We start from the raw sequence: 15017 nt of genomic DNA, 5'->3' as shown, positions 1-15017 counted from the left end.
GTTGGAGCGTCAGAACCGCGTCATCTCCTGCTTCACCTTTTCAAGGAACCGCCCTCTCGTCTCGTCGGTCGAGCGGTTCATGTCGTAGTGAGCGAGGAAGACGACCGGCGCGAAAGGCTTGATCTGCGCCCGCAGGACACGCTTGACGATCTTCTTCGGCGGATTGCCGGCGATGAAGGCGCGGAAGGGGTCGGCGCCATAGGTCAGCACCGCGCCGAGCTTGCGGATATGCTGCAGCTTGGAGCGCACCTTGCCGTCGACGAGCTCGAAAGAGACACCGGGAAGCCAGACGCGGTCGAAATAACCTTTCAGAATGGCCGGAAAGCCGAAGTTCCAGACCGGCGTGACGATGACAAGAGCCTCGGCGCGTTCCAGCCGCTCGACATGCGGTTTTAGTGCCTCGGTATTCTCGGGATAGTCATGGTAGATCAGGCGGTCGCGGCGCGACAGCACGGGGTCGAAACCCTCGGCATAGAGATTGCAGTCGTCGACCTCATGGCCGGCGGCTTTGAGGCTCTCAATGGTCTGGCGATGCAGCGCGCCGCCAAAACTTTCCTCCACCGGATGCGAATGAAGGACGAGAACCTTCATGAGGCCTCCATCAGCGCCGCAAGGCCGGGGAAGAGGTAGTTCTTGCCTGACTTGAAGTCGAAATTCGGATCGTCCCAGGCGATCATCTTGCCGGGATTGAGCAGGCCCTTCGGGTCAGTCTCTCTTTTAAAGGCGAGCTGGACGGAGTCCGTCTGCTTCATGCCGCCTTCCTCGAGCGTATAGCGATGCGGATTGAAGATCGGGCAGCCGTGATCCTGATGGATCTTGATGATCTCCTCGAGCCGGGCTTCGGAGGTATAGCGCACCAGTGGCAGGCCGGAGCACTGGATCTGGCCGTCGAACTTGATGAATTCGAGATGGCCGGGCACTTCGTCACCGAAGATTTCCACCATTTTCTGGACTTTGGCGACATGGTCCGGTCCCGGATATTGCACCTGCAGATAGGTGATTGATGGATCGACCTTGATGGCGCGCAGCGTCGTATGGTTCCAGGCGAGTTCATAGGCATGCGGGATGCCCTTCATGCTCTCTATCTTGTCGGAGCGGAAGGTGATTTCGCCTTTCTGCTGGCCGGCGAAGGCGACGAACGGCTCCATCGAATGTGGTGCGATCATCAGCGCCACGATCGACTGTCCCTCGCGGATATAGGGCTTGTGGCGGGTGAAATATTCGTGCGGGATGGGTGCCGCAATAGGCGCGATTTCCTTGACCAGAATGCCGTTGCATTTGGCGAGCGCGTCGGAAAAGCGCACGGCGGACATGAAGTCGTCATAGCCGACCAGCACGTCCAACCAGTCATAGGCGGGGGCAAGCGGCATTTCGATCTCGGTGATGATACCATTGGTGCCATAGGCATGGCTGACCTTGGTCAGATCCCAGCCGGTCAGATCGAGAACGCGCGGTTCTGCTTCCATGGTGACGACGCGCAGGCGCAGGATATTGCCGAGATCGCGCAGGCCGCCCCAGGTGATGGAGCCGACGCCGCCGGAGCCGCCGGCGATGAAGCCGCCGATTGTCGCCGTCTGCGCGGTCGAGGGGTGGAAGCGCAGTTCCTGGCCGGAATGGGCCTTGGTCTGGCGATCGAGTTCGGCGATGACGATGCCGGGTTCGCAGATGACGCGGCCGGGATGGATCTCCTTGACCCTGTTCATCGCGGCGAGGTTGAGCACGATGCCGCCGGAGAGCGGCATGGCCTGGCCATAATTGCCGGTGCCGGCACCGCGCGGCGTGACGGGAACGTCATGCGCATAGGCCACTTTCAGCGTGCGGATCACCTCTTCCTCGGTCTTCGGTGTGACGACGAGATCGGCGGTGACATTGTCGAGCTGCGCTTTCAGGATCGGCGAATACCAGTAGAAATCACGGCTCTTCTGGCGCACGAGCGCCGGATTGTCTTCGACGGCGATGCCTTCGAGTTCTTTCTTGATGCGCTGATAATCCGGCATTTTACGCTCCAATGACACTGTCGAGTTCACGATAGTCCGGCAGGCTGCGGTCGATCACCTTGCCCTTGCGAAGGACGACGCGGTCGGACTGTGGGCGGGAAAGGAATTCGCTCCAGCGCCGGGCGCTGAAGAGGACGAGATCGGCCGGGCCGCCGACGGCGATGCAGCCGATATCGGGGCGGCCGAGGATGGCGGCTGGCGAAGTGGTGACGACCCTTGCGGCCGTATCCAGCGGATGGTCGAGGTGGAGGATACGCACGGCTTCCCGGAAGACTTCGACGGGATCGAGGTCGCCATAGGCATAGAAGGGATCACGGGTGTTGTCGGAGGAGACGGCTGTCGGCACGCCGGCGGCGGCAAGCTCGTGCAGCAGGGTGACGCCACGCCAGCGCGGCGTGCGGCCAGGATGGCGGTCCTGCAGATACATGTTGCACATCGGCAGGGAGACGATGGAAATCCCGGCCTTGGCGACGAGATCGATGGTGGTGCGGGCGACATCTTCGTCCTGGCGGGCGAGCGAGCAGCAATGGCCGGCGGTGACCTTGCCGGTGAAGCCGTTGCGGAGCACAGCCTCGGCGATCGCCTTCAGCGTCAGTACCTGCTTGTCCTCGGTCTCGTCGACATGCAGATCGATGTCGAGGCCGTTGTCGGCGGCGGCGCGGATCAGCTTGTCGAGCTGCGCATCAATGTCTGGGTTCATCTGTGTGACCCCGCCCATCAAGCCGCCCGCATCGCGCACGACGCCGAGCAGATCTGCGAAGAAGGCATCATCCACCATGCTGTCGAGCGGGAAGAGAGCGACCGCCTGCAGCGCGATCCTGTCTTTCCAGGCTTCGCGGACCGAAGTGAAGACCTCGAAGGAAATGCGGTGCTGCGGCGCCAGCGAATCCAGATGGGTGCGGATCAGGCCGGTGCCGTGGGCGTAGGCCGAACGCAGCGAGAATTCCATGCGCTTGCGCACATCATCGGCCGACCAGTTGGCTTCCCGATCAGAGCGCACGGCATCGAGCGCGCCCATGAAGCTGCCATCCGGGTTGGAGCGTCGCTCCCATATATGGCCCTTGTCGAGATGGGTGTGCATGTCGACGAAGGTCGGCCAGACCATGCCCTCCCTCATATCGACCCTGGCGAACTCGGCCGGAGCAGTGCCGGGCGGCAGGATATCCTTGATCAGGCCGTCTGCGACGACGATGTCGGCCTTGACCAGCCCTTCGCTGGCGGCTGCGCGAAAGCCGGAGAGCGTCACGGCGGGAACGGTGGCATTACTCAGCACGAAGCGGGCGGCATTCGGCGGTGACATGAAGGCGTGGGACATCAGTTCTCCCGCTTGAGGCTGCTCTCATGCCAGCGATGCAGGCTCAGCCATGAGATGAAGGAGGTGAAGGCGAAGATGGCGACGCCGAGCGCCGACAGCAGCAGCAGCGCCGCAAAGAGGCGCGGCATGTTCTGGCGGTACTGCGCTTCGAGCAGGCGGAAGGCGAGGCCGGAATTGGGGCCGCCGGAGCCGGCGGCGAATTCCGCGACGACGGATGCGATCAGCGACAGGCCGCCGCCGATCCTGAGCCCGGTCATGAAATAGGGCTGGGCGGCCGGCAGCTTCAGATGCAGCAACGCCTGCCAGCGCGAGGCCCCATAGAGATCGAAGAGATTGAGCAGATTGTGGTCGACGCTTTTCAGCCCCTGTACCATGTTGGACAGGATCGGGAAGAAGGCGACGAGGAAACCGCAGATCAAAAGGGCAGACTCGCGTGTCGGCGCGTAGATCAGGATCAGCGGCGCGATCGCGACGATCGGCGTCACCTGCAGGATGACCGCGAGCGGATAAAAGGCGAGCTCGATCCAGCGCGACTGCACGAGGAAGATGGCAAAGCCGACGCCGCCGATCAAGGCCAGCACTAGCGATATGAAGGTGATCTGCGTGGTCACCCAGAGTGCCGGCCACAGGATGCCCCAGTCGGAAACCAGCGCCTTGGCGACGGCGATCGGGCTCGGCAGGATATATTGCGGGATGTCGGCGCCGAGGACGAGGAGTTGCCAGAGAACGACCAATATGACGACGGTCAGGACCGGCACGCCGACGCCAAGCGCACGCTCGGCATATCTTTTCCCGATTGCCGGCGCCTGAGGCGTGTCGGCAACCTCGGCGGAAAGATCGGCGGGCAGGCTGGTACTCTCGCTCATCAATGCGCCTCCGGCCAGCCGATGGCCTCGATCAGGGAAAGGGAGACTTTCTCGCAAACCTGCCGGTACTCTTCCGATGACCTGTAGAGAGGGTCGCGCTCGCCGCTGGTGACAAGCGGGAAATCCGTGTGGACGCGGCCGGGGCGGGCCTTCATGACGACGATGCGGTTTGAGAGATAGGCGGATTCATAGACGGAGTGGGTGACGAAGATGACGGTGATTCCCGTCGTCTGCCAGAGGCGCAGAACGTCATCGTTGAGCTTCTGGCGGGTGATCTCGTCGAGTGCGGCAAAGGGTTCGTCCATCAGCAGCAGCTTCGGCTTGGTGATCAGAGCGCGGGCGATCGAGACACGCATCTTCATGCCGCCGGACAATTCGCGCGGATAGGCCTCGGCGAAATCCTGAAGGCCGACCGTCGCCAACGTCGCCATGATCTGCTCATAGGCCGCGGCCTTCGAAACCCCTCGCAGCTTCAAAGGCAGGTGGACATTGCCGAAGACGGTTTTCCAGGGGAGAAGCGTCGGTTCCTGGAAGACGAAGCTGATATCGCCGTCCGGAAGACCCTTGGCATTGATGCGCGAGCTCGGCCAGTCGATCCTGCCGCCTGAGGCGCCGCCGAGGCCAGCGATGATGCGCAAGGCCGTCGACTTGCCACAGCCGGAGGGGCCGAGCAGGCTGATGAATTCGCCGCTTTCCACATTGATCGACATGCCGGAAAGCGCCAGCGTGCCGTTGGAGAAGATTTTGGAGACCTGCTCCATGACAACAAGCGGCCGCTTGCGCGCTTCTGCTTTGGTAATCGTGGTGGCATCAGACAGGGTCATGGTTCGGCTCTTTGTTGATCCACCCTCCCCTTGAGGGGGAGGGTCGGAGCAAAGCTCCGGGGTGGGGTGATCCTTCGAAATCTCGGGTTGTCACCCCCACCCGCCGCTTTGCGGCGACCTCCCCCATCAAGGGGGAGGTGCTAGAACTTACTTCTTCAGGGCCATTCCAAACCCCTTGCAGACGAATTGCGGATCGAATGCCTTCTTGTAGTCGATGTCGGCGTCGAAGACCTTGATCTGCACCATTTCGTCGAAGAACTTCTTGTAATGCGCATCGGTGATGCAGCCGATGCCCTTGTCGAGCGCGTCGCCGGATTCGACGATGCCGTATTCCTTCATTTTGGCGATGGAATAGGCGATCTGGCCGTCTGTCATGTCGGGATTGTCCGTCTTGATCAGGTCGTTGGCCGCTTTGTTGTCGCCGTAGAGATAGTTGTACCAGCCCTCGATCGAGGCGTTGACGAAGCGCTTCACCAAGTCGGGGTTCTTCTGAACCAATGCGGTCTGCGTGGTGATCATCGTCGAATAGGGCGAATAGCCGGCGTCGGCGATCAGGAAGACCTTCGGCTTCCAGCCGGCCTGCTTTTCGATCTCATAGGGTTCGGAGGTCAGATAGCCCTGCTGGGCGGACTGTTTGTCCGCCAGGAACGGCGCCGGGCTGAAGTTGTAGGGCTTGAACTGCTCGTCCTTGAAGCCGGGGAAGTTCGCCTTCATCCATTCGAAATAGGTGATATAGCCGTCCTTGCTCATGAACAGCGTCGGCAGCTTGGCAAGATCTTCAAACTTCTCCACGCCGGCATCCGGATGGGCGATCAGCACCTGCGGATCCTTCTGGAAGATCGCGGCAACGTCGACGACCGGGATGCCCTGTTTGACTGCATCGATTTCCTGCTGCGGCCCGCCCATGTAGAAATCGATCTTGCCGGAAATCAGCAGCGCCGAGTTGGCGGCATTGGGGCCACCCTGGACGATCGTCACGTCGAGACCGTATTTCTTGTAGGTGCCGTCGGCGACTGCCTGATAGAAACCGCCATGTTCGGCCTGGGCGAGCCAGTTGGTGCCATAGGTCACCTTGTCGAGGGCATTTGCGGGCTCTGCCGCGGCGATGGCGGCCGAGAGGCCGATGACGGCGAGAAATGCTTTGGTCTTCAATGCATTAAACATGGCTGACTGTTCCCTCTATCTGCCATGGGACGCCGCCAGTGACGCCCATTTTCTGCATTTGAGCGATTGCCTTGCGCTTTGAAAAGCATCAAAATTCGTGCGCATTGATGCCTTTTAGGCATCTGTCCCTGGGTCTGTGCCTAAATTGTGCGGCCTGGGCAAAATTTATGCAATGGGGACACGCATGCTGCACTCGAGACGACTTCTCTACATCAACGAAATCGCCCGCTGCGGCTCGATCCGCAAGGCGGCGGCGCGGCTCAACATCGCCTCATCGGCGATCAACCGGCAGATTCTGGCGCTGGAGGAGGAGATGGGAGCCCCGCTCTTCGAACGGTTGCCGCGCGGCCTGCGGTTGACGGCGGCCGGCGAGCTCTGCATCGAGCACATCCGCGAGGTGTTGAAGAACTACGAGCGGCTGGAGGGGCGCATCCGCAGCCTCAAGATGCAGCAGGCCGGCAAGGTTCGGATGGTGGCGACAGTCGGGCTGGCGTCAGGACCATTGCCCGAGATCATCGCGCGCTTTCTCTCCGAGCATCCTCGCGTCTTCATTCAGCTGCGCAATGATTCCGGTTCGACGACGATGGCGCCGGTGCTTTCGGGCGAGGTCGATATCGGCCTCGGTTTCAACATACCGGCCACGCCCGGTATCCGTTCGCTCGGCAATTTCGACATCCCGATCGGTGTCGTGCTGCCGCCCGGCCATCCTCTGATAGGGGAGGGGCCGATCAACCTTGCCGACGTCGTGGAAGAGCGGTTGCTGCTGGCCCAGTCGGGCACGAGCTTGCGTGACGTCATCAATCTGACGCTCGCTCGCCTTGCCATACAGGTCGAGCCGGTGCTGGAAAGCAGCGCATCGGAAATGCTGAAGCAGCTGGTCAAGTGCGGGGCAGGGCTGACGCTGCTCAATCCGCTTGACGTCATTACCGAATGTCGGCGCGGTGAGCTGGTGTTCCGGCCGATCGCCGAGCCGCATTCACGGCCTCAGCCGATGAAATTATTCGCCCGTACGCGCGCGCCGCTCGACGCAGCCACCAGCCTGTTCGTCGAATATCTGCTCGCCGAGCTGGCTGGCATGGTCGAGGAATTGCAGACAAAGGGGCATATCATCATGCCTTCGGAACGCCGCCGCTCGGATGCTTATTTCGAATAGAGGTTGGAGAGCGGATAGTCGCGGAGATCGCGCAGCATCTCGATGAAGCCGGCGACCTCGTGACGGCAGATGAGGGCGCCCTTTTCCGCCGTGCCGTTGGCGGCATTGCCGACGACGCCGTTCGGATTGAGGTCGTGCGCGATCCAGGCCAACGAATGTGGCGGCAGCGGCTGCAGATATTTGGAGTGCTGCTTCATCCACTCCGCCTTGGAGGCAAAATTCTCAGCTTTGTCCATACGAACGAGTTCAGGACGGAAATACAGCATCAGCGAGGTTTCGACGTCGCCGCCATGTATGCCAAAACGCTGCTCATGCTCATCGATCATTCCATCAGGTGTGCCGAAGCGGGTCCATTGCGTGGCGACGACTGCCATCTGATGGCGCACGCGCAGCTCGCGCGCGACGATGCCCATGATATCGAGATTGCCGCCGTGGGAGTTGACGATCACCATCTTGCGGATGCCGGCTTCAGCGACCTTCGCGCCAATTGCGGTCCAGACCGGGATCAGTAGCTCCGCGCCGAGCGATAGCGTGCCGGGGCCATAGATATGTTCGTTGGCTTTGCCGATTTCCTGCGTCGGCAGCACGAGGAAATCCAGATCGTCGGGGCGCTGAACCTTCAATTCCGCCAGCATGCCCTCGGCAATCGCAACATCCGTTGCGATCGGCAGATGCGGGCCGTGCTGCTCCGTCGAGGCAATCGGCAGGATGGCGATCGTGGTGTCGGGCGAGAGGCCGGCGAAATCATAGGTGTTGAGTTCGTTCCAATAAAAGGGCTTTGCCATTGCCATATCCTCTCGTCCGCGTCTCGTGCGTAAACGGATACGGCAAGGATGATGGCGGTGGAAAGCATCAATTTGCGGGCGTGCCGCTGCCTTTTTGCGTGCACTTGCAATGTGCGGCCATCACAAGCCGGAGGTCTTGGCATTCCGCTTGCATGTAACAGGCGGAAATACCCTAGATGTCAGCAGGAGGGATTGCTTTTCCTATTGTTGATAGATTTTATAGAAAACTAATTGCTCATCGCATGCCGCTTTCGCGAAACACCGTTGCTTGAGATAAGCGCCTCGACCCGATACGTTGGATCATCCAGCGCGAGTTGTGGGGATAGTGAGAATGAACATGAAAACGTCCGTGGCGATCGAGAATGCGGTGCCTGTTGCCGATCCCGATGTTGCGCGAGCCGAATTTCGCAACGCCATGGCGCGGATGGCTGCGGCCGTGAACATTGTCACGACCAATGGCCCGGCAGGAGTGGCCGGCTTTGCCGCGACCGCCGTCTGCAGCGTTACCGACAGCCCGCCGACCCTGCTCGTCTGCCTCAATCGCGGCGCTTCCGTTCATCCCGCAGTGACTGAGAATGGCGTGCTCTGCGTCAACGTCCTATCCGAGGCGCATCAGGATCTTTCGCGCCTTTTCGGCGGCAAGACGCCGGTCGAGGAGCGCTTTGCGGCCGCTGCATGGTCGGAATTGTCCACCGGTGCGCCCGTGCTGGAGGACGCGCTCGTTTCGTTCGACTGCCGCATCGTGCGCCAGGCCGATGGCGGAACGCATGACATATTGTTCTGCGAGGTCGATGCCATTCGTCGGAGTGACGGCAGGCAGGGGCTCATCTACTTCGACCGGGCCTATCACCCGGCCGGCTAGCCGTTTTCCTCAATAATTTTCCTGATACCACTCGACGAAGCGGCGCACGCCCTCGTCGACTTCGATCTGCGGCTTGAAGCCGGTCAACGCCACCAGCAGGTCCGGCACGGCATAGGTATTGTGCACGTCGCCGGGCTGCATCGGCAGCATGTGGCGGATCGCCTTCTTGCCGAGCATGGTCTCGATGGTCTCGACGAAGGTCATCAACCCCACAGGCTGGCCGCCGCCGATATTGACGACGCGGAAGGGCGCGTTTTTCGAGAGCGTATCGGTGATCGTATCCGATACGATCCGGTTTTCTTCCGAGGGAATGACGCCGATCAGCCTGATGATGCCTTCGACAAGATCGTTGATATAGGTGAAATCGCGGCTCATCTTGCCTTCGCCGTAGATCTCGATCGGCCTGTCGTTGCGGATGGCATCGACGAACTTGAACAGAGCCATGTCCGGGCGACCCCAGGGGCCGTAGACGGTGAAGAAGCGGAAGGCGGTCGTGGGCACGTGGAAGAGATGGGCGTAGCTATGCGCCATCAGCTCCATGCTCTTCTTGGTCGCCGCGTAGATCGTCATCTGCTCGTCGGCCTTGTCGCTTTCGGCGAAGGGGATCTTTTCGTTGGCGCCATAGACGGAGGAGGTGGAGGCGAGCAGCAGATGTTTCGGCTGCAGGTTTCTCGCCAGTTCCAGGACGTTGAACGAGCCTGTGACGTTGGAATCGACGTAGGAGCGCGGATTTTCGAGGCTGTAGCGCACGCCCGCCTGAGCGGCGAGGTGGACGATGACGTCGGGTTCCGCCAGCTCTGCGGCGTGGTCAAGTGCTGCCTTGTCCTCCAGCATTCCGACGACGGCTTTGAAGCCGTTGGAACGCGCCAGGATGGCCGTGCGCTTCTCCTTGAGCTTGACGTCGTAGTAGGGCGTCATGCCATCGAAACCAACGACGAAATGACCTTCGTCGAGCAGGCGTCTTGCAAGATGGAAGCCGATGAACCCGGCGGTTCCGGTGATGAGATAACGCATTGGTCGGCCTTTGCTTACAGTTCAGCGCCGTTCATCGGTCTGCCGATACTGGTATAGGCAAAGCCGTGCTTTGTGACCTCGTCATGGCGGTAGATGTTTCTAAGGTCGACGAGGACGGGCGATTTCATGACGGACTTGAGCCGCGCGAAATCCAGCGCGCGGAACTGGTTCCATTCGGTGACGATGACCAGCGCGTCGGCGCCGCGCGCGGCGCTGTAGGCATCGTCGGCATAGGCGATATTGTCGATCACCAGGCGGGCATTGCCCATGCCTTCGGGGTCGTAGCCCGTTACAGTAGCGCCGGCATCCTGCAGGGTCTGGATGACCGAGATTGCCGGGCTGTCGCGCATGTCGTCGGTATTCGGCTTGAAGGTCAGGCCGAGCACGGCGATGGTCTTGCCCCTGATATCGCCGCCCATTGCCGCGATCACCTTGCGGCCCATGGCGCGCTTGCGGTTGTCGTTGATCGAGATCGTCGTCTCGATCAGGCGCACCGGGCTGTCAAAGTCCTGTGCTGTTTTGGCCAGCGCCAGCGTGTCCTTCGGGAAGCAGGAGCCGCCATAGCCAGGCCCGGCATGCAGGAATTTCGCGCCGATGCGGCCGTCAAGGCCGATGCCGCGCGATACTTCCTGCACATTGGCCCCGACCTTCTCGCAAAGATCGGCCATCTCGTTGATAAAGGTGATCTTCATGGCGAGGAAGGCGTTGGCGGCGTATTTGATCAGCTCCGACGTGCGCCGGGCAGTGAAGAGCAGCGGCGCCTGGTTGAGGTAGAGCGGCCGGTAGACTTCCGTCATGACGCCGCGGGCGCGGTCGTCATTGAGGCCGATGACGATGCGGTCCGGCCGCTTGAAGTCCTCGATAGCAGCGCCTTCGCGCAGGAATTCCGGATTGGAGACCACGGCGACATCGGCCTGCGGATTGGTTTCGCGAATGATGCGTTCGACTTCGTCACCGGTGCCGACCGGCACGGTCGATTTGGTGACGATGACGGTGAAACCGTCGATATGCTGGGCGATCTCACGGGCGGCGGCATAGACATAGGAAAGGTCGGCATGACCGTCGCCACGCCTTGAAGGCGTACCGACGGCGATGAAGACCACATCGCTGGCTGCGACGCTCATCTCGACTTCTGTCGTGAAAGAGAGGCGGCCGGCGCGGACATTGTCCGCGACGAGCTGCTCAAGACCGGGTTCGAAGATCGGTATCTCGCCCCGTTGCAGCGCTTCGATCTTGCTCACGTCCTTGTCGACACAAATGACATCGTGGCCGAAATCGGCGAAGCAAACGCCGGACACGAGCCCCACATAACCTGAGCCGATCATGGTGATCCGCATGAAATTTCAATCCTTTTGCTGGCGCCGGGTTCAGCGAGTGAACGCGATCCCGGCATTGGCGTTTGCCTGCGCTTATACACAGGATCGCCGGTGACGCCTATATGCGATGCTCTTACCCGGAAAGTTGCGACAGGAGTGTTACAAAGGCAGGCTTGCGCTGTTACGGCGTTCGGGATGTTGCATTCCGCGCGCGGCGAGAGCTTCCTGCGTTAAGCTTGTCGTCGTCTGTCGCTTGTGATTGGCATCGCGTTGCAGCATGATGAATCGGGCGCAACCGTTCGGCGGGGACGGTGCGGAACGGTGGTTCGGGACTATTGCATGAAATCGACTTTTGCCGTGCGTACAATGCGGGCTGGGGAATTGGAGCTCGCTCTGGAATGGGCTCGGCAGGAGGGATGGAATCCCGGCGTCGATGATGCTCCGGCCTTCTGGGAAGCGGATCCTTCCGGCTTTCTGGTCGGTGCGATCGGAGAGGTGCCGATAGGCTGCATCTCCGTCGTCCGCTATGGCGAGAGCTTCGCCTTTCTCGGCCTTTATATGCTTCATCCGGAGTTTCGCGGCAGAGGATATGGCAAGCAGCTCTGGAACAAGGGCATGGTGCTTGCCGGCAACCGTACCGTCGGGCTGGACGGCGTTGCCGCACAACAGGAAAACTATAGCCGTTACGGTTTCGAGACGGCCTATCGAACGCTGCGCTATGGCGGCATTCCCATAGTGCTCGACGCAGGAGAGCAGGCAGCACAGGTAACGCCGGTCACGCATGGGAAGCTCGAGGGGCTATTGCAATATGACGCGGGTATTTTCCCCGGCTTGCGCCATTCCTTCATCAAGGCGTGGTGCGGCTCTCCCGAGAGACGGAAATCATTCATCGTCGGCGGCGGCAGCAGAGTTCGCGGCTATGGCACCATCCGGCGCTGCTTCGATGGTTACAAGATCGGTCCGCTGTTTGCCAATAAGCCGGAGGTCGCGGCCGCGTTGCTGGCAAGGATGGCGACCGAGACCAAGGGTGCGAAGGTCTATCTGGATGTGCCGGCTGATAATGCTCAGGCCATCAGGCTTGCCGAGGATTTCGGCCTGTCGCCCATCTTCGAGACGGCGCGCATGTATCGCGGCCAGGCGCCGGAAATACCGCTCGATCGTGTTTTCGGCGTGACCACGCTCGAGCTCGGCTAGCCCAGCCGATTTTCGCGCCAAGCGTGTGCGCGATTTTAACCTTAACAAACGATTAATGGCCGGATCAGAGGCTTAACCAGCCTTGTGATGCTGCATGTCCGGCGCGACCTGTTATATGGATCGCGTGGGGTGCCATGGGGAATTGGCAACTGATGAGCTGGGGGAATTGAGCAACCGAAGCGTTCATTTTAAATTGGAGTCCAGCCATGCATGTAATGGAAACCATCAACCGGCAGACCTGGCGTAATCCCTGGGCCTTGCGGGATTATCGTCGCAGCAGCGGCCATCTCAACGAAGGCGAGCGTGTCGCTTTTGCCATCGCTGCCCCGCGAGCGGGCAGGGCGCGCATCCTCGATATCGGTGTCGGCGGCGGCCGCACGGCCGGGCTCCTGCGTCCGATCGCGAGCGACTATGTCGGTGTCGACTACACGCCGGAGATGGTCGAGCTTTGCCGCACCAATCATCCCGATCTCCGTTTCGAGCATATGGATGCACGCGATCTCTCAGCCTTCGCGGATGCCAGCTTCGATCTCGTCGTCTTCAGCTATAACGGTATCGATTCCGTCGATGCTCCCGGCCGACTGGCCGTTCTGAGCGAGGCGGCACGCGTTCTCGCCTCCGGCGGAGCCTTCGTTTTTTCCACGTTCCATCGTGGCTGGCATGGCTTCGAACGCCGGGTCGATTATCGCCGGCTGGAATGGACACCCAATCCGGTACGGCTCGGCCTGCGCACCCTTCGCTATGTCGAGGGCCGCGTTTCCGGTACGTTGCGCCAGCGTCGTCTGAAGCCGCTTGAACAGCGGGATGGCGAGCATGCTATCCTGCTGCATGGCGCGCATGATTTTGGCGTCATGGTCTATGCGACGACGCCGGCGCAAGTGCAGTCGCAACTGGCCGAAGCCGGCTTCGCCATGCCGGCATTGCTGCTCGACCTGGATGGAAAGGCGATCGGCGCGGTCGCGTCGGCCGAACACGAATATTTCCATGTCGTCGCGCACAAGCCCGGCATTTGACAGGGAATCGGTCTTGGCCGGACAAGGGCGATCTTCGCGCTGTCCGGCCTGCCGGCGGGAAAAATCCTGTTAGAGGCGCTGATTCGTCACGTAAAAAGCCGAATCTCCTGGGACAACAGGGTCGCTTTCCCAAAAACAAAGCTTTATAGATGCGCGGGTTTGAGCAAGGTGCGCCTCCGTGCGCAGGAAGCGGGAATCGAGAAATGACGAATGTGGTAGTGATTGGCTCGCAATGGGGCGACGAAGGCAAGGGCAAGATTGTCGACTGGCTTTCGGAACGCGCCGATGTGATTGTACGCTTTCAGGGCGGCCATAATGCTGGTCATACGCTTGTCGTCGACGGCGTCAGCTACAAGCTTGCACTGCTGCCCTCCGGGCTCGTTCGCGGCAAGCTGAGCGTCATCGGAAACGGCGTCGTTGTCGATCCTCATCATTTCGTCGCAGAAGTCGAGAAGCTGCGTGCCCAGGGCATTGCGGTTACGCCGGATGTCCTGCGCATCGCTGAAAACGCGCCGCTGATTCTGTCGCTGCACCGCGACTTGGACGCTTTGCGCGAAGATGCCGCTTCCAACAGCGGCACGAAGATCGGCACGACGCGTCGTGGTATCGGACCTGCTTATGAAGACAAGGTCGGCCGCCGTGCTATCCGCGTTATCGATCTCTCCGAGCCGGAAACGCTGCCCGCCAAGATCGACCGGCTGCTGACGCATCACAATGCGCTGCGTCGCGGCATGGGCCTCAGCGAAATCTCCTTCAATTCGCTGCACGAGGAACTGACCTCCGTCGCGGAGCATATCCTTCCTTATATGGACCAGGTCTGGCGGCTGCTCGACGAGCAGCGCAAGGCGGGCGCCCGCATCCTCTTTGAAGGCGCACAGGGCGCGCTGCTGGACAACGACCACGGCACCTATCCGTTCGTGACCTCGTCCAACACAGTGGCGGGGCAGGCGGCAGCCGGCTCCGGCCTCGGCCCGACGGCGCTCGGCTATGTGCTCGGCATTACCAAGGCCTATACGACGCGCGTCGGCGAGGGGCCGTTCCCCTGCGAGTTGCATGACGAAATCGGCAAGCACCTGTCGACCGTCGGCCGCGAAGTCGGTGTCAACACCGGCCGCCCGCGCCGCTGCGGCTGGTTCGATGCCGTGCTGGTGCGCCAGACGGTGAAGACCTCGGGTATTACCGGCATTGCACTTACCAAGCTCGACGTGCTCGACGGCCTTGACGAGTTGAAGATCTGCATCGGCTACAAGCTCGACGGCAAGGAGATCGACTACCTGCCGGCCAGCCAGGCCGCCCAGGCTCGTGTCGAGCCGATCTACATCACGCTCGAAGGCTGGAAGGAATCGACCGTCGGCGCCCGCAAATGGGCCGATTTGCCGGCGCAGGCGATCAAGTATGTCCGGCAGGTGGAAGAGCTGATCGGCGCGCCGGTGGCGATGCTTTCGACCAGCCCGGAGCGCGAGGACACTATACTTGTGACCGACCCCTTTGAGGGCTAGAGTTACGGATCAATG

14 protein-coding genes are annotated in these 15017 nt (G+C 61.0%); 5 read left to right on the top strand and 9 right to left on the bottom strand.

From position 1 onward, the window contains the following. Positions 1-9: 9 nt before the first annotated feature. The 6 genes from JTP94_RS33575 to JTP94_RS33550 form a co-directional block, all read right to left on the bottom strand. Positions 10-591 carry an NAD(P)H-dependent oxidoreductase gene (locus JTP94_RS33575; RefSeq protein ID WP_204854658.1) on the bottom strand — a complete coding sequence of 194 codons (582 nt, stop codon included), beginning with the start codon at positions 589-591 and terminating at the stop codon, positions 10-12. After that, the gene (locus tag JTP94_RS33570) at positions 588-1997 is read right to left on the bottom strand and encodes an FAD-binding oxidoreductase (protein WP_204854657.1); all 1410 of its coding nucleotides are present in this window, start codon (positions 1995-1997) and stop codon (positions 588-590) included. The genes JTP94_RS33575 and JTP94_RS33570 overlap by 4 nt, the downstream gene beginning before the upstream one ends. A gap of 1 nt (position 1998) precedes the next feature. Next, on the bottom strand, positions 1999-3312 hold the full coding sequence (locus tag JTP94_RS33565; protein WP_204854656.1) for a cytosine deaminase: 1314 nt from the start codon (positions 3310-3312) through the stop codon (positions 1999-2001). Beyond that, positions 3312-4178: an ABC transporter permease gene (locus tag JTP94_RS33560; RefSeq protein ID WP_204854655.1), complete on the bottom strand. Its 867-nt coding sequence runs from the start codon at positions 4176-4178 to the stop codon at positions 3312-3314. The genes JTP94_RS33565 and JTP94_RS33560 overlap by 1 nt, the downstream gene beginning before the upstream one ends. Beyond that, on the bottom strand, positions 4178-5002 hold the full coding sequence (locus JTP94_RS33555) for an ABC transporter ATP-binding protein (protein WP_204854654.1): 825 nt from the start codon (positions 5000-5002) through the stop codon (positions 4178-4180). Before JTP94_RS33555 ends, JTP94_RS33560 begins: the two co-directional genes overlap by 1 nt. A 147-nt stretch (positions 5003-5149) precedes the next feature. Then, on the bottom strand, positions 5150-6166 hold the full coding sequence (locus JTP94_RS33550) for an ABC transporter substrate-binding protein (RefSeq protein ID WP_204854653.1): 1017 nt from the start codon (positions 6164-6166) through the stop codon (positions 5150-5152). Positions 6167-6350: 184 nt separating this feature from the next. Here JTP94_RS33550 and JTP94_RS33545 point away from each other — a divergent pair, with 184 nt between their 5' ends. Then, complete coding sequence (locus JTP94_RS33545; protein WP_204854652.1) at positions 6351-7319, top strand: LysR substrate-binding domain-containing protein; 969 nt, start codon at positions 6351-6353, stop codon at positions 7317-7319. Here the strand turns inward: JTP94_RS33545 and JTP94_RS33540 are convergent. Further along, positions 7307-8104: a creatininase family protein gene (locus JTP94_RS33540; protein ID WP_204854651.1), complete on the bottom strand. Its 798-nt coding sequence runs from the start codon at positions 8102-8104 to the stop codon at positions 7307-7309. The two genes, JTP94_RS33545 and JTP94_RS33540, sit on opposite strands and share 13 nt — an antisense overlap. Positions 8105-8435: 331 nt before the next feature. Between JTP94_RS33540 and rutF the strand changes: the two genes are divergently transcribed. Continuing rightward, the gene (gene rutF / locus JTP94_RS33535) at positions 8436-8966 is read left to right on the top strand and encodes an NADH-dependent FMN reductase RutF (RefSeq protein WP_204854650.1); all 531 of its coding nucleotides are present in this window, start codon (positions 8436-8438) and stop codon (positions 8964-8966) included. Positions 8967-8975: 9 nt separating this feature from the next. Here rutF and JTP94_RS33530 read toward each other — a convergent pair whose 3' ends face one another. Continuing rightward, positions 8976-9980, bottom strand: a complete 1005-nt coding sequence (locus JTP94_RS33530; protein ID WP_204854649.1) for an NAD-dependent epimerase — start codon at positions 9978-9980, stop codon at positions 8976-8978. A gap of 14 nt (positions 9981-9994) precedes the next feature. Next, on the bottom strand, positions 9995-11317 hold the full coding sequence (locus JTP94_RS33525; protein ID WP_204854648.1) for a UDP-glucose/GDP-mannose dehydrogenase family protein: 1323 nt from the start codon (positions 11315-11317) through the stop codon (positions 9995-9997). Between the two features lie 318 nt (positions 11318-11635). On the opposite strand from JTP94_RS33525, the gene JTP94_RS33520 reads away from it, so the two are divergent. From JTP94_RS33520 to JTP94_RS33510, 3 genes are all read left to right on the top strand, one after another. Next, a complete protein-coding gene (locus JTP94_RS33520) occupies positions 11636-12490 on the top strand; it encodes a GNAT family N-acetyltransferase (protein ID WP_204854647.1) in 855 nt (284 codons plus the stop codon). 206 nt (positions 12491-12696) lie between these two features. Continuing rightward, a complete protein-coding gene (locus tag JTP94_RS33515; RefSeq protein ID WP_204854646.1) occupies positions 12697-13503 on the top strand; it encodes a class I SAM-dependent methyltransferase in 807 nt (268 codons plus the stop codon). A gap of 203 nt (positions 13504-13706) precedes the next feature. Further along, complete coding sequence (locus tag JTP94_RS33510) at positions 13707-15002, top strand: adenylosuccinate synthase (RefSeq protein ID WP_204854645.1); 1296 nt, start codon at positions 13707-13709, stop codon at positions 15000-15002. The last annotated feature ends 15 nt before the right edge of the window (positions 15003-15017 follow it).

Origin of the sequence: Martinezella lusitana (genome assembly GCF_016901135.1) — a bacterium.
In the GTDB taxonomy this organism is placed as follows: Bacteria; Pseudomonadota; Alphaproteobacteria; order Rhizobiales; family Rhizobiaceae; genus Rhizobium; species Rhizobium lusitanum_D.
The sequence above is the reverse complement of the archived record's forward strand: the minus strand, read 5'-3'. Positions and strand labels throughout refer to the sequence as shown.